Here is a 23,406-nt window from a genome sequence, read left to right on the forward strand (position 1 = left end):
CAAGTGAAACTACATGAGTAACCTTCGCAGACGGCGCCTCAAGCCGGAACAGTTGTACTCACAGGGGTGGTTTCGGCTTCGATCGCGCGATCAAGCGTTTTGCGAAACAGTTTGGCACCCGCGTCCAACCCGAGATCGATATTGGGCGTCTTGGCGAACTTCATACCCTTGTGGACTTCTTCCAGTACGTCCTTGTCCTCAAGAAACGCCATGCGCGCGCCATCATTCATAAATTTGGACACTTCCACATTTTTGGGATCGGAATTTCGGTGCTGAAACCAGAAGTATCTGGTGCGGTCTTCATCGATTGGGGTCATGAAATTATAGGAGATATTGATGAACGTTTCAGGAGTGGGTTGCATGTCATACCCGCCGGTCCCGACCGGCGTATAGATGGATTTGTTCAGCCCGATCGCGGGCATGCACATCTCATAATGCTGCAGCCGGTCGCAATCGCCGTCAAATGCCACCAGTTTGGCGTAATAGGGCGATGGCGGTTTGTTCGCGATCCAGCGCGAGACGACGACGCCACGGTCGGTCCGCTCGACGTTCAGCGGCTCTTCATCCGTTCCGGCGCCTGCAAAAGAAGATACATGCACCCAGGCGACATGGCTGGGATCAAGCAGGTTGTCGCAGACCCACAGGTAATGACAGTCGATATCCATCACCCCACCGTCGGTCTTGCCCCAGCTGTCATCATCGAAATTCTCGATCGGGAAAATCTTGTCGGGATCTGCCAGTTCCGGATCGCCCATCCATATCCATAGGAACCGATACCGATCCACAACCGGATATGATCTCACCACCGCCCGACGCGGGGTCATGCCGCGCTGCGTCGGGCTGTCCGTGCACTTTCCAGTGCAGTCAAATTTTAGACCGTGATAGCCGCATTCCACTACATCCCCAATCAGGTTGCCCTTGGACAACGGCAGCTTGCGGTGCGGGCAAGCATCCTCCAATGCGACTGGCCTGCCATCCTCCTGCCGATAAAGCACGATATTCTCGCCCAGAAGCATCTCGGCCTTCAGCTCGCGCCCGATATCTTTGCTCCAGGCGGCGACATACCAGCAGTTTCTCAGATACATTGAAATGCTCTCCAGATCGTCAGATGGCTTGTGCAAGTATGGGCGGCAAGCTGATCTTGCGCCATGCTGGAATGGTAATGACTCGTATAAGTCAGGCTAATTCCTTGTGCCCGCAGATGGCGGAATGTCCGGCTGCGCCTCAACCTCGGCACGGATCCAGTTCAGAAACTCACCGACTTTCGGGCTGTCCTTAGTTTCATGGGGTCGAACCAGCCAATAAGACAACGGAGACTGCGTCAGTTGCGGAACTGGTCGCACCAGACGTCCATCGCACAGCGTGTCAATGACCAGAGGTTCCCGTCCCAAAGCGACGCCAAGCCCCTCGATGGCCGCCTGAACGACCAGATTGGATTGCCCAAACCGCCGAGTTCGCAAGGGCCACGGCAGCGTCAATCCGCATTGCCGCGCCCAAAAATCCCATGTCGGGCTTGCGGGCCCATGATGCAGGTTTTCATCCACCAGCATCGTGTGTCGCGCCAGATCTTCGACCCCGCGCAAGCTTGGAATCAAAGAGGGAGCGCAGACCGGAAACAGCTGCTCGGTCATCAGAAGATCGACCTGATAGCCAGGATAATCACCCAGACCATAGCGAATACCGATATCCGCATCCGCCCCTGAAAACGGATATTGCCCGGTATCTGTGGCAATGGAAATCGACAGGTCCGGATGAGCAAGATCAAAGTTTAAAAGGCGCGGAAACAACCAGTTGAACGCAAAACCCGGCAGACATGAAATCACGATGGTCCTGTCGGTGCGAGTCTTGTCCCTCAGCTGGGTACAAACGTCCGAAATACGTCCCAACCCTTCAGAAATGGCCAGCGCCAGCAGCTCTCCTTCGCGAGTCGGGCGCGATGACCTCGCGCCACGTACCAGCAGATCGCGACCAAGCCATTCCTCAAGCGCCCGCACATGCTGACTGACCGCGCTTTGGCTGACGCCCAGCTCAGCTGCAGCAGGAGAAAAGCCGGAATGCCGGACAACTGCCTCGAAGGCGCGCAGGGCGGAATAGGGCAGGTTTACGATCATATTAGTCACCCTAATGTCAGGCATAATCACTTTCAAATAGATTAGGCGCTCAACCCGAGCCTAATCTATACTGACCGGAACCCGTAGGAGACGCGAATGTCGGACATCACACCCGAGCGCGGCGCGCGAAATCTATTGACAAACTGCGCCCACGCAACGGCTGGCGACCGGTTGTTGATCGCTTATGAACCTCCCGAACATGGCTATTTCGATGCGGATAGTGTGCAAATCGTCACGTATGCCGCGCGATCCATGGGCTTGTCAGTTGATGCGGTGGATGTGGGATTTAATCCGGACAATCCACACCTGTCCGCTGATCTTCTGGCGCGGTTCGAATCTGCCGATATCATACTGTTTCTGGCCCGTCTCGGGGATCAGCTCCGGTTTTCGGAAATGCCACAGGGCAAGAAGATCATCGTCAGTTTCGCCCTGAACCGCGAGCTTTTTGGTTCTGGTTTTTCGAACGGGCATCACGATGCTTTTCTCGACATCAAGGCAGGGATCAATGACGTTCTGAGCAGGGCCACCGACGTGCGGGTCACCTGCCCTCTGGGTACGGACTTTCGGGGACGGCCTGAGATGAACCTGGATATGACGGGCGATACGTCGATCCTGCGCTTTCCCATGTCGGTCTTCACGCCAGTCCCGGCACACAGCTTTTCGGGTCGGGTGGCGTTGAAATTTCTGACTGGCACCGGATCAAAGTACTATGATGATTATACTGTGGAATTCGAAGGACCAGTGTTTGCGATGCTGGAAAGCGGACGCCTGACAGGGTTTGACGGCGATCCTGCCGACGCTGCGCGGGCCGAGGCTCATTATGACCGGGTCGCGGGTCAGTTCGGCATAGACCGCAATTTCGTGCATTCCTGGCATGCGGGTATCCACCCGGGCTGCGGCTACCCATGGGACATGCGCGAGAATTTCGAGCGTTGGGGCGGGTCCGCTTTCGGCAATCCGCGTATTTTGCACTTCCACACTTGCGGTGCTTATGCCCCAGGCGAAATCAGCTGGAACGTGTTTGATCCGACGATCGTGATTGACGGTGTGACCTACTGGGAAAACGGGGCTTTCCACGCCGACCGGCTGCCCGGCGGAGCCACCATTCTGGACAAGCACCCCTGCGCAGCCGCTCTGTTCGCTGACCCCGATCTGGACATCGGTCTACGCCGCACGGGTTGAACCTTGCCGCTTGATCGAACGCGCGTCATCGCGCTAAACTGGTCGCAATAGGACCTACCTGACACGGTCCTATGGTGCGGAGCACTCCCGTCTCCGGTGCCGGTACATGCGATGAGGGCGAAGCCCCCGCACCGGCAAAAATGTGGAACTCACATGTCACAAGCAATCGTTACGCCCCTGTCTCAGGCACTGGCCGAAGGCAAGCTCACGCGTGAAGAACTGAAAGGATTCATGCAACGGTCCGACGGCCCCGGCTTGCGCCAACTGGTGCTTTGGGTATTGGTGCTGGCTGGCACAACTACCCTTGTCACCCTAGCCTGGAACAGCTGGCTAATCTGGCCCGCAATGTTCCTGCAAGGCATCGTTCTGGTGCACCATTTCTCACTACAGCATGAATGCGTGCATTATACGGTGTTTCGAACCCGGTGGCTGAATGATTTGGTAGGTCAGATCTGCGGCCTGATCATCATTCTGCCACATCGGTTCTTTCGCTACGAACATTGCGATCATCACACCTATACGCAACTGACCGGGGAAGACCCCGAACTGATCCCTTTGCCCAAGACGATGGGAGAATATCTGATTTATTTGTCCGCCCTGCCCTACTGGCGCGGTAAATTTACGGAACTGTTTCGCCACGCCAGCGGCAATCTCAGCGAAACCGAGCTACGGTTCATTCCGAAAGTCGAACATCAGGCCGTATACCGTGATGCCCGCAGAATGTTGGCTATTTATGCAGCGATCTTTTTGGGCATGGCCATCACGGGCTGGTGGGGGCTGATCTGGTACTGGCTCATCCCCCTGTTTCTGGGCGAGCCGGTGATGCGTTTCATCCGAATGACCGAACATGTCGGACGCCCGACCGTCGCGCAGATGTCGGAGAATACGCGCACCAATCTGGTTTCGGCACCATGGTCTTTTTTGTGCTGGAACATGAATTACCACGCGGAACATCACTATGTCGCTTCGGTCCCGTTTCACGCGCTCCCGCGCCTGCATGAGAAGCTAAAAGACCACATCCATATCGAGCCCGGCGGCTATCTGGCTGCCCACCGCGAAATCCTGCGTCAGATCCGGCACAAGGAGGAGGCGTGATCCATGACAGATGTAAAACCGTGGAAAGACGTGATCGAGACTGCTCGGTTGGAAAAAAATTGGGTCACACGGGTCGAACTCGGCTCACGTATCATCGCAATCTATGACACGCCCGGTGGTATCTATGCCTCGCTAGCACTGTGCAATCATGGCGGCGCAGATCTGTGTGACGGGTATTTCGATGGCTATATCATCGAGTGCCCTCTGCACCAGGGCGCATTTGATGTGCGAGACGGGCGCCCGGTTTCAGCGCCTGCGACCAGGCCGATGAAAGTATTTGAAGCCCGGGTCGAAAACGGCATGGTGCAGATCAGAGCATAGTCCCGATTGCCCTTAACCCGGTGCCGGCAACCCCGGCATCGGGACATATCCCGGCAAAGCCTCAACACGCGCGATCCACGCGCGCACCTCCGGGTATGGAGACATCGATATTCCACCCTGATACGCCAGAGCTATGTAGGGATAGCAGGCGAGGTCCGCGAGGGTGGTGCGGTCGCACGCCAGCCAGCGGTGGTCTGACAAGTGTTGCTCCATGATCTTCAGGGATTTCTGCCCCAGCGCCCGCGGCTTGGCTAGATCGATGTCGCGTTCAAACAGAACAATCGCCCGGGCCGTTGCAACGCCGTGGAAGATTTCATTCACAGAAAACGACAGCCATTGTTGTATGTCGCCGTGTTCTTTCGGTGTGGCCGGGGCCCATTCGGCTGCGCCATATTTCTGCGCCAGGTAAACCATGATGGCTGTGCTGTCGCGCAGGATGAACCCATCATCGTCCAGAACCGGTACCTTGTTCAGCGGATTGACCTGCAAAAACGCGCTCTGGTTTTGGTCACCGTTCAGCAGGTCTACGTCGATGATCTGGTGATCCCGCTGCAGCATGGACAGCAACAGTCGTACTTTGTGACAACTGCCCGAAAGCCGGAAATCATAGAGACGTATCATACTGGCCTTTAAGTCAGCGCTTGTCCGACCGTTTTTCAAGCCGCGCAAACAATCGGCTAAGGCCGAAGCAAACCACAAAGTAGAAAGCGGCCGTGGTGATCCACGCCTCAAAGATCATGCGGGATGAGGCCACGAGCTCAACCGTTTTGTAAGTCAGTTCCTGCACAGAAATTAGCGAAAGGATTGAGCTGTCTTTGATCAGCGATATGAACTGATTGGCGAGCGGTGGCACCACTTTCTTCATCGCCTGCGGCAGTACTACATAGCGCAGCTCCTGAATGCGACTCATACCGATAGAGCGCGCGGCTTCTCGCTGACCTTTCGGGATCGACTGGATACCGGCACGCACAATTTCACCAACGAATGCGCTCTCAAAAAGGGCCAGTACAATGACGCCCGAAACAAGCGAAGGGAAGCGGCGCATTTCACCGAAGAAGAACTCCCAGACCTGATTGTTTTCCTGACGCGCGATACCGCGCGCCCAGCGCTCCAGGTTCAGCGCATCGATCAATTGTTGGGACAGGAAGAAGAAGAAGATGAAAACAACAACAACCGGCGGCACATTGCGCAGAAATTCCAGATAGGTACGCGCCAGCATACGGATGGTAAGATTGGATGAACAGCGGGCTACACCCAGAATGGTGCCCAGGATCAACGCCAGAATTCCGGCATATAGGCTGATGCGAACCGTTGCGGCTAGCCCTTGCAGCAGCAAATTGGCAAAGTATTCCTCACGACCAGAATGCCAGCCGACAATGTAACTGGGGATGACCTCCCAGCGCCACTTGTAATTGAGCGTGCCTTCGATCGACAGCCAGATATACCCGAAAAACACGAACAGAACCGCGGCGATCAGGTAATCCGGCCATCTGAGTTTTTTGAGAAAATCCTGCACGCGAGACGCTCCGTATCAGATCCGGAGGGCTGCATCGCTGCCCCCCGGGTGGGTCATGGTCACTGGGCGACCTGGTCAGCCCATTCGTTTCCAGCAAACCAATAGTCATGACGCTCTTTCAGCCAGCCGGAACGCCACTGCTGGGCGATCCAGTTGTTGAAATAGTTCATGGCGTCCGGGTCACCCTTTCGCACACCAAAAGCTTCACCGCGCGGATCATAAAGATTTTCGAACGGCACACTCAGCGTTTCAGGGTGCAACCCAGCCTCGCGGTTCGGAGTCGGCTGCGCTGCCATGGAAGCATGAGCGTTCCCATTCAGAACCTCCTGAGTCGAGGCACCGTCTTCATCGAACAACAGCAATGTCGCATCAGGGAAGTTTTGTGCGATCACCGCCGCAGGTGTCGCACCGCGACGGGCGGCAAAGGTCACTTCGGGTTTGTTGAAATCCTCAAGTGTCATGCCTTCGGTCATCGATTTATTGGCCAGAATGGCCAGACCCGAATAGGCGTATGGGTCGGTAAAGTTGATGGTAAGGTTCCGCTGCGCCGTCACCGACATGCCCGAGATGATCACGTCGAAATTGCCCGAGACCAGCGCCGGGATGATACCGTCCCAAGCGGTGGGCACGAATTCGACCTCTACCCCCATATCCTCGGCCAGTTGACGGCCAACATCCAGCTCGAATCCGATCAGATCGCCATTCTTGTCGCGCATCGACCATGGCACGAATAGCGACAGACCGATCCGGATCACGCCATCCTGTTTGATAGTTTCAATCACACTTTCGCTGGATAGTTCCTGCGTAGTGCTCTGCGCCCAGCCTGAGGTCGCCACACCGGTAGCCACGACCGCGCCGAGGGCAGCCCCGAGCATTCTGCGAGAAAGCTTCATCTTGGTTCTCCTTGTTGTCCGACATATTTTCCGGGTTATTGGTCGACGGCATATTTCTTCTCCAGATGGCTTACGCCGATCGACAGGATCAGGGTCACCACCAAATAAACCAGTGCGATGGTGAACCAGATTTCGAAACTCATGTATGTGTCCGAAATGATGTTGCGTCCGAAGGTCGTCAGCTCGGCCACTGCAATCACGCTGACAATAGCCGAGGATTTTATGAGGTGAACGACCTCGCCGGTCATCGGCGGCAGCATGAAGCGGACGGATTGTGGCAGGATGATATAGCGATAAGTCTGGGAAGGGCTCATCCCGATAGATTTGGCGGCCTCCCACTGGCCGGTGGGGACGGCGTTGATCCCGGCCCGAAAGATTTCCGAAATCAAGGCAGAATGGAACACGGCCAGGGTAAGAATACTGGCTGTGTATCGGTCAAATCCAAAGATCGGCCCCAGAACATAATAAAAGAGATAAAGCAGAACCAGCAGCGGGATGTTACGGATCAACTCCAGAAATCCAACCGCAATTGCCGACCCGATGACCAGATCCGACAGGCGCAGCAACGCGACAAGCAGGCCTATGACCATAGCCAGAATGAAAGCCGTGACCGACAATTTGATCGTCGCGACCAGCCCGATGGGAATCTCACCCCATTCAAACCCGACCTCGGTATTTCGATACAGAAACTGCGGTACTCGGTACCATTGCCAGTTATACCCCATGCCCTGCGCACCGATATATGCGCCATAGGCGATCAGCCCGACGATAACGACATAGATCCCAACCGAAATCAGCGTCGAGTCAAAAAACCGCTTCAAAAAAGGCGGCTTAGGCAGCGGCTGACCCTTTGGCCGGGAAATGCCCAGATCGCTCATGTCAATGCGCCAAGATCTGATCTAGGAACAAACGGCAGCGTTCGCTCGAGGGGTTGGTGAAAAACTGTTCGGGTGGTGAGACTTCGACGATCTGGCCCGCCTCCATAAAGACCATCGTATCAGCGACCTTACGGGCAAAGCCCATCTCGTGAGTGACGACAACCATGGTCATGCCGGTGTCGGCCAGCTCGACCATCACGTCCAGCACCTCATTGATCATCTCGGGGTCCAGCGCGGATGTCGGTTCGTCAAACAGCATGATCCGAGTTTCCATGCATAGAGATCGCGCAATTGCTACGCGCTGCTGCTGCCCGCCCGACAGCTGCGCAGGGTACTTGTCGGCCTGTTCCGGGATATGAACACGTTCAAGATAGTTGCGTGCGGTTTCTTCGGCCTGCGCCTTGGATATCCCGCGCACTTTCATCGGACCGATCGTCAGATTCTCTAGCACTGTCAGGTGTGGAAACAGGTTGAACTGCTGAAAGACCATACCGACTTCCTGCCGCAGCTCGCGAATTTCTTTGGCACCATCATAAACCTCGATCCCATCGATCACGAGGCGGCCGGAATTGTGCCACTCCAGCCCGTTAAAGCAACGGATCAGCGTCGATTTTCCCGATCCCGAGGGGCCGCAGATCACGACTTTTTCACCCTGATGGACCGTCAGATCGATGTTTTTGAGCGCGTGAAACGCACCATAAAATTTATCCAGATTGGTCACTTCAATCATCGGAGTGGCTTGGTTCATGTCGTACCTGCCTGGGTTCGTGACATCATGCGAGGTTGTCTTTTGATGGACCGGGCGCGCAAAGGAGTTTCCCCCACCGTTACACTACAGGCGGGTCGCTGTGTTGTGGTGCCGGGCCTGCCGAAACAGCCGAGGCCGGGCTGGCGCTGCGATTGTTTGGGGCAGTCGGGCAAGGCCTGAGCCTCCTCAAATACGTTGCACACTAATTAATATGGTTGCTTAATATGCAATACTCGTCAATAAAAAAACTCAGAGGACAAATTTTGAACTGCCCTCAGATAATACTGACGACCAAGGGAGGAACCGCAAATGTCTGCCTGGATCAGGATGATATCTGACGAAGATGCTGATGCGCACCTGAAGGCCACTTTGGATCTGGCGCGTACACCGCACGGCACCGTCGACAATGTCATGCGGGTGCATTCGCTGCGGCCTAACACCATGAAGGGGCACGTGATTCTTTATCGAGCCTGTCTGCACGATGAGGCGAACAAAGTTCCCATGTGGTTTCAGGAAGTGATCAGTTCCTACGTATCCACTCTCAACACCTGCCCCTATTCTTTTGCCAACCACTGGTCCAACGCCCGACACCTGATCGACGACGCCGCCCGCGCCAACCAAATCGAAGCCGCACTCGAGGCACATCGCCCTCAAGATGCGTTCGACGGCGCACATTTGGCGGCGCTGACCTATGCTGAAAAGCTGACACTTTCGCCGGGTACGATGGTCAATTCTGATGTGGCAGCCCTGAAAGACACCGGCTGGGAGGATGGCGAAATTCTCGAAATCAACCAGATCGTAGGTTACTTCAACTACGCCAACCGGTTGCTGAATGGCCTTGGTGTCACCACCGATGGCGATGTGGTGGGGTATTATAGCAGCGACTGAAAGGACGGATCATGCAAGGAGACACTCCAGGCAGACAGATCGACCGTGCCATCGGCGCCTCGCTGAAGGAACTGCGCCAAAGTCGGAAGCAATCCGCTCGTAGGCTGGCAGAACAGTCCGGTATTTCAGCCGCCATGATCAGCCGGATCGAAAATGGGTTGGTTTCTCCCTCAATCGACACTCTGGCGGCACTGGCTGAAGCGCTCGAAGTTCCGATTGTTTCCTTGTTCCGCGAAGCGCGGACAAATCACACCGACTACACTCTCGTGCGTCATGGTGAGGGACTGAAATCCAACCGTATCTCTGCGGGGCATAGCCACGAATACACTAATCTTTCACTGCATTCTCGTAAGGACCTGCGATTTCAGGCGCGTCGCGTGACTTTATTGCGCGAAGGCGGGCCGCCGCCCACTTATGTCGGCCACGGCGTAGTGTTTGTACAGGCACTCGAAGGCGAAGCCGTTTACCGATATGGCGAGGCCCGCTTTACGCTGTCAGCTGGCGACTCGATCAGTGTGGATGCTGAGCTCAACCACGGGTTCGAAGATGTTCTGACCCCTGAGTTTGTCTTTCTAACAGTTCAGGCCGAGCGCCCATGACACCCAGTTAACATGGCTCAGGCAATCGACCTTAATCTGACCCAAGGGTCCATTGCAGGCCATTTCCGAACATTGGCGATACCCGGCGCGGTCGGAATGCTTTTCAGTACACTGTACAACATCGTCGACATCTTCTTCGCCGGGCTGTTGTCGACCAGCGCCCAAGCCGGGCTGGCCCTTGGGTTTCAAGCTTTTTTCATCTCTATTTCCGTGGGCGTCGGGCTGGGTGCAGCTATGAGTGCACTGGTCGGAAACGCCCTGGGTTCAGGCGACAACCGAGCGGCACGACGCCTAGCGGCCCAAGGGATAACTTACGGAATCGTTGCGTCTTGCCTGCTTGCCCTGGCAGGGCTTTGGTTCGGTCCATTGTTAATCAAGCTTGTCTCGGAACCAGGCGTTTATCGTGAAGCCGGGCTTCGCTATTTCTATTGGCTGCTCTTGGCAATGCCCGGGTTCCTTCTGGCTCATGGGTGTAATGGCATATTGCAGGCCCATGGCGACGCAGTGTCTATGCAGCGGGCACTTATTGTCGCGTTTCTGGCAAATATCATTCTGAATCCCCTTCTGATCTACGGAATTCCGGGCGTGATCCCGGGCATCGGCTTCAACGGTTTGGCTTTATCTACGGTGATCAGCCAAACAGGCGTGATGATCTTTTTGACCCAGCAGGTTCTTCGACGAAGGCGAATGAAACGTATGCGCGCGGCCTATTTCAGACCACGCCTGAAACGGTTTGCAGAAATTTCGCTGCAGGTTCTGCCTACTGCCTTTTCATTCACGATTATGTTGTTGTCGGCCTTTGTCCTGCAGTTTGCACTGAAGCTGTTTGGTGAACATGCAATTGCCGGTTATGCAATCGCTATACGGCTTGAACAGGTTTTGTTGCTGCCCATTCTGGGCGTCACGGGTGCGCTTCTTCCGATCGCCTCGCAGAATTTCGGTGCTCGGGACAGCCAGCGGGTGCGCGCCGCGTTGTTCTATTGCTGGCGAGTTGGGTTTTACATGTCACTGGTTGCGATCCCGATCCTCTGGCTCGGTGGCCCCTTAGTGATGCGCCTTTTTACAGCGGACCCCGAGGTTGTTCGCGTTGGTGTGGGATATCTACGAGTCGACAGTCTGATCCTGCCTTTTTACATGATGCTGTTTTCAATCAACTCACTTTTGCAGGCCTTCAAAAAACCCATTTGGACCGTTTGGATCAGCCTTTATCGCCAGGCCTTCGGGGTCGCGTTCTTTGTTTGGGTGTTTATTGGCATATTGGGTTTCAACGAAACCGGAGTGTGGTTCGGCACGGCAGCGGCAGTAGTGACCGGCTGGGCAGTCGCAATGGCATTGACCATACGTATTGCGAAGACAGAGATCGGCGGATTGTGCGTGCCCGCCACGGGGTGAAAAAAGGATGTGTCGCAAACTTTTTCACCTGGATTGACAAGTACGCAGGTTCCGCTGTTTGTTCTCAGCGGATAGTTCTTTGGTTCTGTTGCAAACTCTGCTCTCAACTGTCATTCCGACTGCGGCTTTGTTAACGCGCTTGGATCAGACAGGAGCAAACCGTGACTATCTCATTCAAAAGTGCACATTTTCCATAGGACGTGATCTTGCACGCGGTCTTCTTCTACCTGCGCTACTGTGTCTCCTACCGGGATCTGGAAGAGATCATGGCCGAACGTGGTGTTGACCTGGATCACGCGACGCTGAACCGTTGGGTAGTGGCTGACGTCAGCTCCAATGCGACAGTTTAGTTTGATTTGATAAGAGAGGGTCTCTTGCTCATCGCAACCGCCAAGGAGTGGAGATGAGAAAGAAACCCGGAACCAGGCAGAGCCACGGTGAGAAGGTTGTAAAGGACATTCGCCGTGCGACCCGCAAGTAGTATTTCGCAGAAAAGAAGATCAGGATCGTGCCGAACGGCTTGAAAGGCGAGTGCAGCATCGCAGATGCTGTGCCGTCGTGAGAGCTTCACTGACACGGAAAAATATTTTGTGTCAGAGGCTTCGGTCTATCGCATCCTCAAGTCCTGCGATCTGATCACCAGCCCAGCCTATGTGGTCCTGTCCGCTGCGGACGAGTTCCAAAACAAGACAACACGACCGAACCAGCTCTGGCAGACCGACTTTACCTATCTGAAGGTGATCGGCTGGGGACGGTACTATCTCAGCACGATCCTGGACGATAACAGCCGATACATCATCGCCTGAAAGCTTTGTACGACGATGATGACCGAGGATGTGACCGACACACTGGACCTCGCCTTGCAAACCTCAGGCTGTGATCACGCAACGGTGCTGCACAAACCACGCCTGCTCAGCGACAATGGGTCCAGCTACATCTCTGGTGAGCTTGCCGAATGGTTGGAAGATCAGAAAATGGACCATGATCGAGGGGCGCCATACCATCCGCAAACTCGGGGCAGGATTGATACTTTCGTCGACCACTACAATCACCGGCGCCACCATGAAAGCTCACAAAACCTTACGCCCACTGATGTCTACTTCGGACGCGGGCAGACCATTCTAAAAAAAAGACAATGGATCAAACGGAAGACAATCCAAACCAGGCGCCTGCTTCACCGCAAATCCGCCGCACAATCAGACCAATCGGATGAGCCACATCCTCTCTTAGATCAGAGCGCCATCTGTCCAAAGCCCCTGACGATGGGCATATCTTTGACGATGCTCAAGGGGAATGGGCGTTAGGTCTGGCTCTGAATCCAATCCGAGAATGCTCGCACCGCGCCAGTTGGAGCTGTTCTGTGCGGTTGAACTAAGAAATACCCGTAGTTGGGCAGAACGGTTTGCGACAACCTAAGCAGCCTTTTCCCATTCAAATCGTCCCTAACCAAGTCATCCATCAAAGCGATTCCCTGTCCATCGATGACCGCTTGCACCCGGACATTCGGGTCGGGAACGATCAGCACATCTCTCCTTGACTGCAGGGGAAGCTTTGCGACGTTCAGCCAGTCAGACCAGGCGCTGCTGTCATCACGATCTCTCAGCAGCGTAAGTTGCGATATTGCCACTTTTATTCCTAACTCAGTCACCAAATCGGCCGCCGCCCGATTGCCCACAGGATAGGGTGGTAAGTGCATGAATGGTGTAACAGTGCCGTCACTCCAATTCCCGTTGCCCCACCTGATTGCCAGATCCACTTCCTGCATCTCAGCTTGAGAAAACTCGATCATCGGTTGAATACGCAGCTGAACGTCCGGGTGGCTGTGCATGAATGACATCAGGCGCGGTGACAGCCAGCGCGCAGCGAAATAGGTCGAGACCCCAACGGTCAAAGAGCGCGTTGAGATTCCCTTCAACGCCTGAATTTCGGATTCGATTTCTTTGTATCGGGTCTGGCAGATCACCAGCAGTTTCAGTCCTTCGCCGGTGAGTGTGACACCACGCGTTGTGCGCTGGAACAGGGTTACCCCAAGATCCGCCTCAAGCGTTTTGATCTGATAGCTGATAGCGCCCTTTGTCATATTGAGCGCCAACGCCGCCGTCGAAAAACTGGAATAGCGGGCGATCTCGGCAAAAAGCCTAAGCAAGTCATGGTGATGAAAGCGAGAAGTCATAGGAATAGTGTATAAATTTCTTAGACGCGGAGAAAAGAAATTTTCGATTTCCAAACAAATTTTCATACCCAATATCTGCATTCAGGCTCATGAAACGAAGAGATGGCGTTGGATCCTTTGAACGCAGTAGCAGACACATCAACATCGGCGGGGCGCCGCAGACGCGTAGGCCGACGCCGCTTGGCCCGTGATGTTAAGCCATCTGAGAGCACGCCATTCAAGGGTCGCAAAATACCTGCTTACAATCTACTAAACGAAACGGCACTGACCCGGATCGAAGATCAAGCCGATTGGATTCTAAGTAATGTTGGCGTCGAGTTTCGGGGGGATCGTACGGCGCTGGATCACTTCGCCCAAGCAGGTGCGCGCATCGATGGCGAACGCGTGCGGTTTGAACCAGGTCACGTCCGCGCACTTTGCGCTACGGCCCCGAGCGAATTTCAGTTGCATGGCAGAGACCCAACCAAAACCGTGACACTCGGCGGCGACAATGTTGTGCTGATGCCGGGATACGGCTCTCCCTTTGTCAGCGATCTCTCGACGGGCCGTCGCTATGCGACGCTGGAGGACTTCCGTAATTTCGTCAAGCTGACCTATAGTGCGCCCGCCTTGCACCATTCCGGCGGCACGGTTGTGGAGCCGACAGATATTCCGGTGAACAAACGGCATCTGGACATGATGCTGGCGCATCTCACCCTCTCGACCAAGCCCTTTATGGGGTCTGTTACGGCACCACAGCGCGCGCAGGACAGCATCGAGATGGCACGCCTCGTTTTTGGACGTGACTTCATGGAACGCCGCGCAGTGATGCAGGCCAATATCAACGTCAATTCGCCGCTGATCTATGATGACACCATGTCGTCGGTTCTGCGTATCTATGCGGAGGCGGGCCAATGTGTCTGCGTTTCCCCTGCGATTTTCGCAGGTGCCATGGGGCCACTTTTGCCGGCCGCGGTGGCGGCGCAAACTCTGGCCGAAGCAATGGTTGGCATTGCGCTTGCGCAACTGGTGCATCCAGGTTGTCCGGTGGTGTTCGGCTCGTTCCACTCGACAATGAACCTGCGCACAGGTGCGCTGACATTTGGATCCCCAGAGGCAAACATGACTGCGATGGCGCTCACGCAACTGGGCCGAAGACTTGGCGTACCTGTGCGCTCTGGCGGCGGGCATATCACCGCCTCCAATGCGCCCGACGGGCAAGCGATGCAGGATAGCACCGGTGCCATGTGGTCCACGCTTTTGTCCGGAGCCCATCAGGTTTGGCATGCGGCGGGCTGGCTCGAAGGTGGGCTTGTGATGTCTTACGAGAAATTTATCATGGATCTCGACCACTGCGGCGCGATGCTGAAACTGCTGCAGGGCTTCGAAACGGATGACGAAGCCTTTGGCCGTGATGCCTATTTTGAATCGGGCCCGGGCGAGAATTTCCTGTCGACCAGTCACACGCTGCGACACTACGCGACGGCAAATTTTGAGCCGCAGATTTCTGACCCCGGACCATTCGAAACCTGGTCTGAAAATGGTGCTCTCACAGCAGATCAACGCGCCACCGGGCGGTGGCGTCAGATGTTGAACGACTATCAACGCCCCAAAATGAAACCCGACATCCAGGCCGCGCTTGAAGACTTCGTGTCAGAGCGCAAAGCGCGAATGCCGGACGAATGGTACTAGAAAGGAAGAACCATGACCGAAGAACTCAGCCGTACATCTGCCCTTGCCTCACGGCACACCGCTCTTGGCTCAGGGCTTGAGGATTGGAACGGCATGGGTACGGCATGGACCTATGACACTGACCCCAATGATGAACATGATGCAGTCCGTGAACGCGTCGGCATGTTTGATATGTCGCCTTTGAAGAAGGTGTTCGTGCGTGGTCCTGACGCTCAGTCGGTTCTTGACCACCTGACCACGCGGGATCTGTCAAAACTCGCGCCGGGGAAAGCGGCGTATCTCTGCGTTTTGACCGAAAGCGGCGGGATCGCCGACGATGCCATCGTGTCCAACAACGGTGACAACGAATGGATGATCGTGCACGGTTCGGGTGACACCATGGCGCTCTTGGAAGCTTCGGCGGCAGCGCGTGACGTTCAGGTCGAGTTTACCGACGATTTACATGACCTGTCTGTGCAAGGGCCGGCCTCGCTGGACATCCTCAACGCTCATGTCGACATTAACCTAGCCAATCTGGGCTACTTCGAACATGCGCCTAGTGTACTTTTTGGTCATCCCTGCCGTATTTCACGTACCGGATATTCAGGCGAACGCGGCTACGAGATTTTTGCAGATGGCTCAGTGATCACCGACATCTGGGACAATCTGGCGGATGTGGGCGTCATGCCTTGTTCCTTCACCGCTCTGGACAAGGTGCGCATCGAAGCTGGGCTATTGTTTTATGGCTACGACATGACCCAGGAGAATTCCCCGTGGGAGGTCGGCCTCGGCTTCACCGTCAGCAGGACAAAGGACGACTTCCGAGGCAAATCGATGGTCATGGCCTCAAAAGGTGCCGAAAAAGTTAACAATGTCTGTCTGGACATCAATTACTCCGACATGTTCGAAGGTGGGGAGACGCTGTCCCTGGACGGCGAAGATGTTGGGGTAATCAACAGCCCCTGTTACTCTCGCCGCCTGAACAAATCGCTTGCGCTTGCCCATGTTCAGCCAGGGCTTGAAATCGGGACCACTTTAAAGGTCTCAGGAAGTGATTTCGCCACAAACGCAACAATTGTGCCCAGCCCAATTTACGACCCCGAAAAAGCTCGCACACACAGTTAGGGAGGTCTTGGCATACAGCGAAGGTGCCTGTGTTCCAGATATTCTTCGCTGCTTGCTAGTTACCCCGCCCGCCAGACGCAACCGCGCCCGGGGTGGCTTATGACTCAGTCAGCAGTACACTTAGTCATGTGCTGACCACGGATACGGCATCAGAAGGGAAAACTATGCTCGTTGAAACGCAGGCGCACGAAAGTCATCCAAATCTACAAGAAAACCGGTAACCTCAGAGCAGCCCAGCTCTTGCTAGGCTAAACCAAGATGTACAGTACAGTCCGGTATCTCGGCGTCGAACTCGAGTAGACCTTGACCATCGCCGAAGCCATTGAGATCTAGTGCCAATTGGTCACCTTCGCTGGCGGCCAGGACCTGACGTTCATCTGGGACTTCGGCGGCTGCAATTCACCCGCCAAATCGTTCATCCGCCGCCTTTGCATCACAGTCTTCTAAGCGAAAGTTGTCGGAGCGGATTTTGCTGTCAGATAAATCAACGTCATTTTAAAGAACTCTGATTTTTGCTTTTATTGGATTCACAATCGCGCAGGGCTTCTCGCCAATTTCTCGCATATGTTTCATATTCGGAGCAGTCATCGGGATTAATCCGTTTGGCATTCGGGCTCTTCGTTAATTTGCCCGTTTGGGATGCCAACATCGCCGCGCCTTGGCTGGTTCCGGTTACACTGGCGGCAATCTCTACGGTACACGCCGTTGCGGCAGATAACATCGTGCAATAGCCAGCGTTGGTCGCGAAAGGCCCTTCGACTATGATCGTCCCCTTGTGGCCAGTTAACGATAGGCATTCCGCTGTCATCATAGCGAGGTAAAAACTGAGTGCTGCACTGCGCTCTGCACTTCCCCGGTTTGGCACTGGTCCGATCCAATGATGCGCGTACCCTTGAAAAGGGCCGCTTTCAGGCACCACAGCCGGCATCAATAGAGGACCGTTATCCGCAACTGTGCTCATGACCCCCGAGTCATAGATCGCGGCCTGGCCGGCCTGGACTACTTCGTATTCTCGACCGCCCATGAAGCGGGCAGAAGGAACGGGTTCGCCCAAACCATTCACGTTAACCAGAACGTCGCGTGATGGGTCCAGCGGCGTTTGGGGTCCTCCAACCGTCATCACAATTACCCATGTGCCTGTCGAAACTACAGAAAACGGAGGATCGCGCCGCATCACGTGGGGAAAAAGTGAGGCGTTGGAATCGTGTATTCCGCAGACAACCTGTGTATCCGGGTTGAGGCCCGTTCGGGCCGTGACGTCAGGCAAAAGAGTACCGATGACATCGGTAGATTTTCGCGCCGGAGCTATCTTGTCTGAAATGCCCAGATGGTCAGCGAGCGAAGAAAATCGCGCCTCGAATGGGTTCCACAGGTCAGTGTGGCAACCAAGAGAAGAAACATCGCATGCGAGTACCCCGGTCAGCCGATGAACCCAGTATTGTGGATAAGTAACGATGGCCGCCGTTCGCTCGCAGAGTGATTTGTCCTGCGCGAATTGCCAGTGAAGTTGCGCACCAAGGTTTAGCCCCATGGGCAACCTTGGAGATCCGGTTTCCTCGAACGCAGGACGCAGCGCGTCATAATCGTTTGCCATCAACTCAGGCCCGGTGTGTTCATAGTCGAGTATCGGAGCGGTAAGGTTTCCGTCCGTGGCCAAGAGGGCCGCAGAAGCTCCGTGTGTTGTTATTGAAATCGCGTCGACGCGGTGCTGTTCATGAAACCTAGCGAGCGTATCAAGGAGAAGTATCCATATCGTCTCAACGTCGAAATGAGGATAGGGCGGCCCTTCAAGAACGGTATTTGGCCGAGTGACAACAGCCATCTCCGATAGATCATAAGTGTCGACGAGGGCAAGCTTCACGTTGGTCTTGCCGACGTCGATGACTGCGACGTGTTCGGGGGTCATGACATATGGAAGACGGGCGTCAATGGTATCGCCACGGGTTCGTTGTTGGACTTAGTTTCCATGATATCAGCCATATAGGCCCACCAGCGTTGCATGATTTCGCGGCTGGGCAAATCGCCCATTTTGTGATCTTCAGCCCGCCAGAGTACGCCAAAAAGTGTGTTGGTTTCTTCATCAAGGTGGATGGAATAATCCGACACGCCTGCATTCCTCAACAAATTCACCAATTCTGGCCAAATCTCGTCGTGGCGTTTTTTGTATTCATCCTTACAGCCTGGATTGAGTTGCATCTTGAAAGCGTATTTTTCCACTAATGCGTCCTCCACATGGACCAAAGCCTGGGTAATGCGATGACCGCGATCAACAAGGCCCCGATCACGATCGACATTACGATCCCCGGCACGTTCAACAAGCCCAGCCCAAAGGTCACGAGCCCCATGACGAAAGCAGCGATTACCACGCCAGGAATCGAACCCAAACCCCCAAGGATACTGACGCCCCCAAGGACGACCATTGTAACGATTTCAAGCTCCCAACCCAGAGCGATGGACGGTCGCGTTGATCCAAGCCTGGATGTCAAGCAAATCGCCGCGACCCCGGACATGAGCCCGGTCAAAAGGAACAGGATAAATTTCACACGTCCCACGCGAATACCAGAGAAGAGCGCACCGGTGACATTGTTGCCGGTGGCATAAACCGCTCGGCCGAAATTGGTCATGTGAAGAATGATGGCATAGATGACCGCAATGAGCGCGAACAACACAATCTCAAACGAAACAACCCACCATACATATCCCTGACCAAAGAAGGCGAAATCGGGCGGGTAACCGCGAAAGGCTTGATCGCCAAGGACGATGAAGCTGATGCCGCGATACAAGCTCATTGTTCCGATTGTGACCACAATGGAAGGCAGACCGAGCCCTGTAACCAAGTACCCATTGACCGCCCCGCACAATAGCCCGACAGAAAGTCCGATCATAACCAACCCCGGTGTGCCGACGCCCACCTGCACAGCTGCCCCCATGGCGGTGGAGGCGAGCGCGATGATGGCTGCTACGGAAAGATCGATCTCTCCTGAAATGATCAACAGCGCCATGGCAAATGCGATCATCGCCTTTTCGGTGAAATTGAAAGTCGCGTCGGAGAGATTCCAAGCATTCAGGAAATAAGGTGAGGCAAATGAGTTTGCGATAAAGATGCCAATTGCGACCAGAAACAAAAGGCTTTCCCAACTTTTTAAGCTCTGCTCCAAAGGCGAACGCAGGCGGTCAGGAATGTTCCGGGAGGTGGTCATGTCGCGTGCTCCGCGCGTTTCAAGATGATGCGGCCTGGCGAGCGGTTTGCCTGAGCATTCAGAACAACCGCGATAATGATCGCGCCGCCTGAAATCGCCATTTGCCAGAAAGGAGAGATGTTCACGACAGGTAAGGCGTTGGCGATGATGCCAAGGAACAATGCACCCAGAAGCGCACCCAGCACTGTGCCGATGCCCCCCATGATGGATACACCGCCGATCACGCAAGCAGCTACAACGGTCAATTCGAACCCACCCGCGACATCGACGTAGGCCACCGCAAAACGGGAAACCCACAGGTATCCGGTAAGGCCGGCTAAAGCCCCCGAAATTGTAAAGGCCCAAAACTGGGTTCGACCGACGTTGATCCCTGCATATGTGGCCGCGTTCGGATTGCCTCCTGCGGCGTAAAATGAGCGACCAAGGGTCGTTCGCGTCAAAACAATCCAAAATAGAATTACGGCCGAAATGGCTATCCAGCTCAGAACAGGTAATCCAAAAATTTCAGTTCTCGGAACTGCCTTGAATGCATCACTCATCTCGTGGCTGTTAACCCACTTGCCTTCGGTAAGAAGGAAGATAACCCCACGAAAGATGGTCATGGTACCTAGGGTTACGACGATTGGAGGAATAGCAAGCTTCCAAACCAGTATGCCATTAATCATCCCAAGCAGTATGCCAAACCCTATTGCGATGGCGACGATCACGACCATGGGCAGTCCTGGTGCAGCGATGTTGATCAGCGACACGACCATTCCTGTCAGTGCCAGGTTCGCGGCAACGGATAGGTCGATACACTTGGTGAGGATCACGATCATCTGCCCGATTGCCAGCAAAATGAGCGGTGAGGTGTCATTGAAAACTGCAGCCAGATTGGCTGGCGTGACGAAGGCTGGAAAGCGCGATGCGATCAGCGCGAGAAGTAATGCGATGGCAATCAGAAGCAAAAGTTCTCGTGAGGCGGATATACGTTTCATTGCTCCACCCCCCCGATTCCGGCGGCGTGGCTGACCAGACTCTCTGGCGATATGTCTTTTCTATCCAGTTCGGCGGCAATACGACCCTCGCGCATCACGATAACGCGGTCCGACATGCCGACAATTTCCGGAATTTCCGAGCTCACTAAAATTACGGCGAGCCCCTGCGCAGCAAGTTCAGCCATGAACTCATGCACAGCAGCCTTCGATCCGATGTCGATGCCTTTGGTCGGTTCATCGAGGATTATGACTTTTGGCTGCGTGGCCAGCCACTTGGCGATCACAACTTTCTGCTGGTTACCACCAGACAGATTTCCGACTTCGGTGTCCAGGGAGGCAGCACGCAAACTGAGGCGTTCAGTATATTTGCGCGCAAGTTTGAATTCTTCAGCCAGTCTGATGAAGCCATTGCGAGACGTGCGTGAAAGAGATGGTAAAGTCACGTTCTGGAAAATGGGTAGGGCACCAATGGCACCTTGTTTGCTCCTGTCCTCGGGAACGTAAACTATACCATTTCCCACTGCATCCGCCGGTGTTCGAATGGTTGCCGATGCTCCGTCGATTCTTATATCTCCGCCGGACGGACGAGTGATCCCGAAAAGCGCCTGCATGAACTCAGAGCGCCCCGCGCCGACAAGACCATAGAAACCAAGAAGCTCACCGCGGCGGAGCCTGAATCCGATCCCTGCAAACTCGGTTGGGTGCTCATAGCCTTCGACCACAAGCACTTCGTCACCGATGTTGTGATCGCGATCCGGAAAGATCTGACTGACATCTCTACCAACCATCATTTTGACGAGTTCTGGTTCGCTTACATCTTCGATGGCACCTTCACCGACCATCTGGCCATCTCGATACACCGTATAGAAGTCGGCGATCCGGAAAATTTCATCGAACTTGTGGCTGATAAACAAGATCGCCTTACCTTGGGCTTTCAAGTCATCGACCAGGTCGTACAGCTCTTCGATTTCCTTCTGACTGAGTGCCGCGGTCGGTTCATCCATGATCACGACACTTGCATCGATGGACAGCGCGCGGGCAATTGCGACCAGATGCTTGTTCGCGGTGCCCAGGTCCTTCAGCGTTGCGCCAGGATCTATTTTTGCACCTATGCTGGATAGTAGATCGCTTGCGCGAGTGGTCATGGCACTTTTGTCGATTAGCCCAAACCTACCTTTCGGCGCGTGTCCAAGGAAAATATTTTCGGCAACGGACAATTCATCGAACAGAACGGTTTCCTGGTGGATTGCCGTTACACCGGCACTTTCAGCCGATTGCGGGGTTGGAAACCGAACCGGCTCGCCTGCAATCCGGATATCGCCCTCGTCGGGCTGGTAAATTCCAGTCAAGACTTTCACCACGGTCGACTTACCGGCACCGTTTTCGCCGATCAGCGCCGTTACCTTGCCTGGATAGAGCTTCAGCGATACGTCCGACAGCGCCCGTACACCGGGAAAGGTCTTGGTAATCCCTGCAAGCGACAACAGGGGATCGATATCAGAGGCGGCTCGGATGGACACGTCTGGTCTGATCTCCAACTGCATTGGCTCGCTTCGATGTCTAAGGGTTTGCAGTTGTTCCGGCGCGGATCAATACCCGCGCCGAAAACTGTTCAATTCAGAATATCGACTTGAACTGGTCTATGTTCGAGCTGTCATACGTGAACGGATCCGACATTGCGGCCGAATTGGTGTCGTCCAGCGTTACAGAACCCATGCGACCCATCGGAATTTCAGCGCCCGGAGCGGCTTCGGCCCCGCTCGCGATCGCGTGTGCCAACATGGTCGCGGAGTACCCAAGATCAATCGGGTTCCAAATCGCAAAACTCTTCGTAGCGCCCGAGTCGACGCAGCCTGCCATTTCAGATGGCAGGCCAAGACCCGTTACGTTGATCTCTCCAATTTTTCCTGCGTCGGTTACAGCTTGGCAGGATGCCAGGATACCCACTGTCGTCGGCGCGATAATCGCTTTCAGGTTTGGGTGGGACGCCATTAGCCCCTGCGCTTCGCGGTAGGACTTATCTGAAAGGTCGTCGCCGTAAACCGTTGCAACGAGGTTTACGCCTTCGTAGTTCGGCAAAAACCCTTCTGCTGCCTCAATCCACGCATTCTGGTTGGTCGCTGTCGCAGATGCTGACAGGATCGCTACGTCACCTCCGTCCGGCATATGATCGGCAGCGAGCTTGATGATCGTGTTCCCGATCAGGTCAGTCGACGATGGGTTCAGGTGCATCTGGCGACCGCCTTCGGCCACCCCAGAATCCCACGAAATAACAGTGATACCGCGATCCATCGCTTTCTTTAGTGCGGGTACAACCGCGTCAGGGTCATTTGCCGAGATCGCAATGGCGTCGACGCCCTGCGCGATCAGCGAATTGATGACCTCAATCTGACCTTCTGCGGTGGTATCGGTCGGACCGGTATAAATGATCTCGACATTGCCAAGCTCGCCAGCGGCCTCTTCGGCGCCTTCAGCTGCGGCTTCGAAAAAGCCAATGCCGAGAGCCTTTACAACCAAAGCAATGCGCATGTTGTCCTGTGCTATTGCTGTTGTTCCCATCATACTTGCCGCGAGGCTGAGCCCGACAACAACCGAAGTAAACGTGCGACGTTTCATTTTGATCCTCCCTCAAGGTCATATTGTGTAGTTCGTCTATGA

22 protein-coding genes and 3 pseudogenes are annotated in these 23,406 nt (G+C 54.8%); 11 read left to right on the forward strand and 14 right to left on the reverse strand.

Annotated elements, in window-relative coordinates; translation table 11 throughout:
• Window positions 1–38 precede the first annotated feature (38 nt).
• Both GOW16_RS13795 and GOW16_RS13800 read right to left on the reverse strand, forming a co-directional pair.
• On the reverse strand, window positions 39–1,085 hold the full coding sequence (locus GOW16_RS13795; protein ID WP_170415946.1) for an aromatic ring-hydroxylating dioxygenase subunit alpha: 1,047 nt from the start codon (window positions 1,083–1,085) through the stop codon (window positions 39–41).
• Window positions 1,086–1,181: 96 nt separating this feature from the next.
• The gene (locus GOW16_RS13800) at window positions 1,182–2,111 is read right to left on the reverse strand and encodes a LysR substrate-binding domain-containing protein (protein ID WP_170415948.1); all 930 of its coding nucleotides are present in this window, start codon (window positions 2,109–2,111) and stop codon (window positions 1,182–1,184) included.
• A 96-nt stretch (window positions 2,112–2,207) separates the two neighbouring features.
• Between GOW16_RS13800 and GOW16_RS13805 the strand changes: the two genes are divergently transcribed.
• From GOW16_RS13805 to GOW16_RS13815, 3 genes are all read left to right on the forward strand, one after another.
• Entirely contained in the window at window positions 2,208–3,293 is a 1,086-nt protein-coding gene (locus GOW16_RS13805) for a hypothetical protein (protein WP_170415950.1), read from the forward strand.
• Between the two features lie 153 nt (window positions 3,294–3,446).
• Window positions 3,447–4,388 (forward strand): fatty acid desaturase family protein, encoded by a 942-nt coding sequence (locus GOW16_RS13810; protein ID WP_170415952.1) that lies wholly within the window; start codon window positions 3,447–3,449, stop codon window positions 4,386–4,388.
• Between the two features lie 3 nt (window positions 4,389–4,391).
• A complete protein-coding gene (locus GOW16_RS13815; protein ID WP_170415954.1) occupies window positions 4,392–4,709 on the forward strand; it encodes a non-heme iron oxygenase ferredoxin subunit in 318 nt (105 codons plus the stop codon).
• A gap of 12 nt (window positions 4,710–4,721) precedes the next feature.
• Here the strand turns inward: GOW16_RS13815 and GOW16_RS13820 are convergent, their stop codons facing one another.
• The 5 genes from GOW16_RS13820 to GOW16_RS13840 are packed head-to-tail and all read right to left on the reverse strand — an operon-like array spanning window position 4,722 to window position 8,744.
• Window positions 4,722–5,330 carry a glutathione S-transferase family protein gene (locus GOW16_RS13820; protein ID WP_170415956.1) on the reverse strand — a complete coding sequence of 203 codons (609 nt, stop codon included), beginning with the start codon at window positions 5,328–5,330 and terminating at the stop codon, window positions 4,722–4,724.
• A 13-nt stretch (window positions 5,331–5,343) separates the two neighbouring features.
• The gene (locus GOW16_RS13825) at window positions 5,344–6,225 is read right to left on the reverse strand and encodes an amino acid ABC transporter permease (RefSeq protein ID WP_170415959.1); all 882 of its coding nucleotides are present in this window, start codon (window positions 6,223–6,225) and stop codon (window positions 5,344–5,346) included.
• A gap of 59 nt (window positions 6,226–6,284) precedes the next feature.
• Window positions 6,285–7,118 carry a transporter substrate-binding domain-containing protein gene (locus GOW16_RS13830; RefSeq protein ID WP_170415961.1) on the reverse strand — a complete coding sequence of 278 codons (834 nt, stop codon included), beginning with the start codon at window positions 7,116–7,118 and terminating at the stop codon, window positions 6,285–6,287.
• Window positions 7,119–7,153: 35 nt separating this feature from the next.
• Window positions 7,154–7,996, reverse strand: a complete 843-nt coding sequence (locus GOW16_RS13835) for an amino acid ABC transporter permease (protein ID WP_170415963.1) — start codon at window positions 7,994–7,996, stop codon at window positions 7,154–7,156.
• Window position 7,997: 1 nt separating this feature from the next.
• Window positions 7,998–8,744 carry an amino acid ABC transporter ATP-binding protein gene (locus tag GOW16_RS13840; protein ID WP_302478070.1) on the reverse strand — a complete coding sequence of 249 codons (747 nt, stop codon included), beginning with the start codon at window positions 8,742–8,744 and terminating at the stop codon, window positions 7,998–8,000.
• A 309-nt stretch (window positions 8,745–9,053) separates the two neighbouring features.
• On the opposite strand from GOW16_RS13840, the gene GOW16_RS13845 reads away from it, so the two are divergent.
• From GOW16_RS13845 to GOW16_RS13865, 5 genes and pseudogenes are all read left to right on the forward strand, one after another.
• Entirely contained in the window at window positions 9,054–9,632 is a 579-nt protein-coding gene (locus tag GOW16_RS13845; protein WP_170415965.1) for a carboxymuconolactone decarboxylase family protein, read from the forward strand.
• An 11-nt stretch (window positions 9,633–9,643) separates the two neighbouring features.
• Window positions 9,644–10,231, forward strand: coding sequence for a helix-turn-helix domain-containing protein (locus GOW16_RS13850; protein WP_170415967.1), 588 nt, complete (start codon window positions 9,644–9,646; stop codon window positions 10,229–10,231).
• 12 nt (window positions 10,232–10,243) lie between these two features.
• Window positions 10,244–11,623, forward strand: coding sequence for an MATE family efflux transporter (locus GOW16_RS13855; protein WP_170415969.1), 1,380 nt, complete (start codon window positions 10,244–10,246; stop codon window positions 11,621–11,623).
• A gap of 200 nt (window positions 11,624–11,823) precedes the next feature.
• Window positions 11,824–11,940 (forward strand): annotated as a pseudogene (locus GOW16_RS13860) (IS6 family transposase); the annotation flags it as partial.
• Window positions 11,941–12,189: 249 nt separating this feature from the next.
• Window positions 12,190–12,816 (forward strand): annotated as a pseudogene (locus GOW16_RS13865) (transposase); the annotation flags it as partial.
• Between the two features lie 107 nt (window positions 12,817–12,923).
• On the opposite strand, the gene GOW16_RS13870 reads toward GOW16_RS13865, so the two are convergent.
• Window positions 12,924–13,796 (reverse strand): LysR substrate-binding domain-containing protein, encoded by an 873-nt coding sequence (locus GOW16_RS13870; RefSeq protein ID WP_170415971.1) that lies wholly within the window; start codon window positions 13,794–13,796, stop codon window positions 12,924–12,926.
• A gap of 102 nt (window positions 13,797–13,898) precedes the next feature.
• Between GOW16_RS13870 and GOW16_RS13875 the strand changes: the two genes are divergently transcribed.
• The 3 genes and pseudogenes from GOW16_RS13875 to GOW16_RS22800 all read left to right on the forward strand — a co-directional run.
• Window positions 13,899–15,467, forward strand: coding sequence for a trimethylamine methyltransferase family protein (locus GOW16_RS13875; protein WP_170415974.1), 1,569 nt, complete (start codon window positions 13,899–13,901; stop codon window positions 15,465–15,467).
• A gap of 12 nt (window positions 15,468–15,479) precedes the next feature.
• Window positions 15,480–16,571: an aminomethyltransferase family protein gene (locus GOW16_RS13880; protein WP_170415976.1), complete on the forward strand. Its 1,092-nt coding sequence runs from the start codon at window positions 15,480–15,482 to the stop codon at window positions 16,569–16,571.
• A 180-nt stretch (window positions 16,572–16,751) separates the two neighbouring features.
• Window positions 16,752–16,871, forward strand: a pseudogene (locus tag GOW16_RS22800) (integrase); the annotation flags it as partial.
• A 190-nt stretch (window positions 16,872–17,061) separates the two neighbouring features.
• Here the strand turns inward: GOW16_RS22800 and GOW16_RS13885 are convergent.
• From GOW16_RS13885 to rhaS, 6 genes are all read right to left on the reverse strand, one after another.
• Window positions 17,062–18,477 carry an FGGY-family carbohydrate kinase gene (locus tag GOW16_RS13885; RefSeq protein ID WP_170415977.1) on the reverse strand — a complete coding sequence of 472 codons (1,416 nt, stop codon included), beginning with the start codon at window positions 18,475–18,477 and terminating at the stop codon, window positions 17,062–17,064.
• Complete coding sequence (rhaM, locus tag GOW16_RS13890; RefSeq protein WP_170415980.1) at window positions 18,474–18,788, reverse strand: L-rhamnose mutarotase; 315 nt, start codon at window positions 18,786–18,788, stop codon at window positions 18,474–18,476. The genes GOW16_RS13885 and rhaM overlap by 4 nt, the downstream gene beginning before the upstream one ends.
• Window positions 18,788–19,771, reverse strand: a complete 984-nt coding sequence (locus GOW16_RS13895; protein ID WP_170415982.1) for an ABC transporter permease — start codon at window positions 19,769–19,771, stop codon at window positions 18,788–18,790. Before GOW16_RS13895 ends, rhaM begins: the two co-directional genes overlap by 1 nt.
• A complete protein-coding gene (locus GOW16_RS13900) occupies window positions 19,768–20,748 on the reverse strand; it encodes an ABC transporter permease (RefSeq protein WP_170415984.1) in 981 nt (326 codons plus the stop codon). Before GOW16_RS13900 ends, GOW16_RS13895 begins: the two co-directional genes overlap by 4 nt.
• Window positions 20,745–22,292: a sugar ABC transporter ATP-binding protein gene (locus GOW16_RS13905; protein WP_170415985.1), complete on the reverse strand. Its 1,548-nt coding sequence runs from the start codon at window positions 22,290–22,292 to the stop codon at window positions 20,745–20,747. Before GOW16_RS13905 ends, GOW16_RS13900 begins: the two co-directional genes overlap by 4 nt.
• A gap of 73 nt (window positions 22,293–22,365) precedes the next feature.
• Window positions 22,366–23,364, reverse strand: a complete 999-nt coding sequence (gene rhaS / locus GOW16_RS13910) for a rhamnose ABC transporter substrate-binding protein (protein ID WP_170415987.1) — start codon at window positions 23,362–23,364, stop codon at window positions 22,366–22,368.
• Window positions 23,365–23,406: the final 42 nt, after the last annotated feature.

Source organism: Ruegeria atlantica (assembly GCF_013033965.1).
Lineage (GTDB): Bacteria > Pseudomonadota > Alphaproteobacteria > Rhodobacterales > Rhodobacteraceae > Ruegeria > Ruegeria atlantica_D.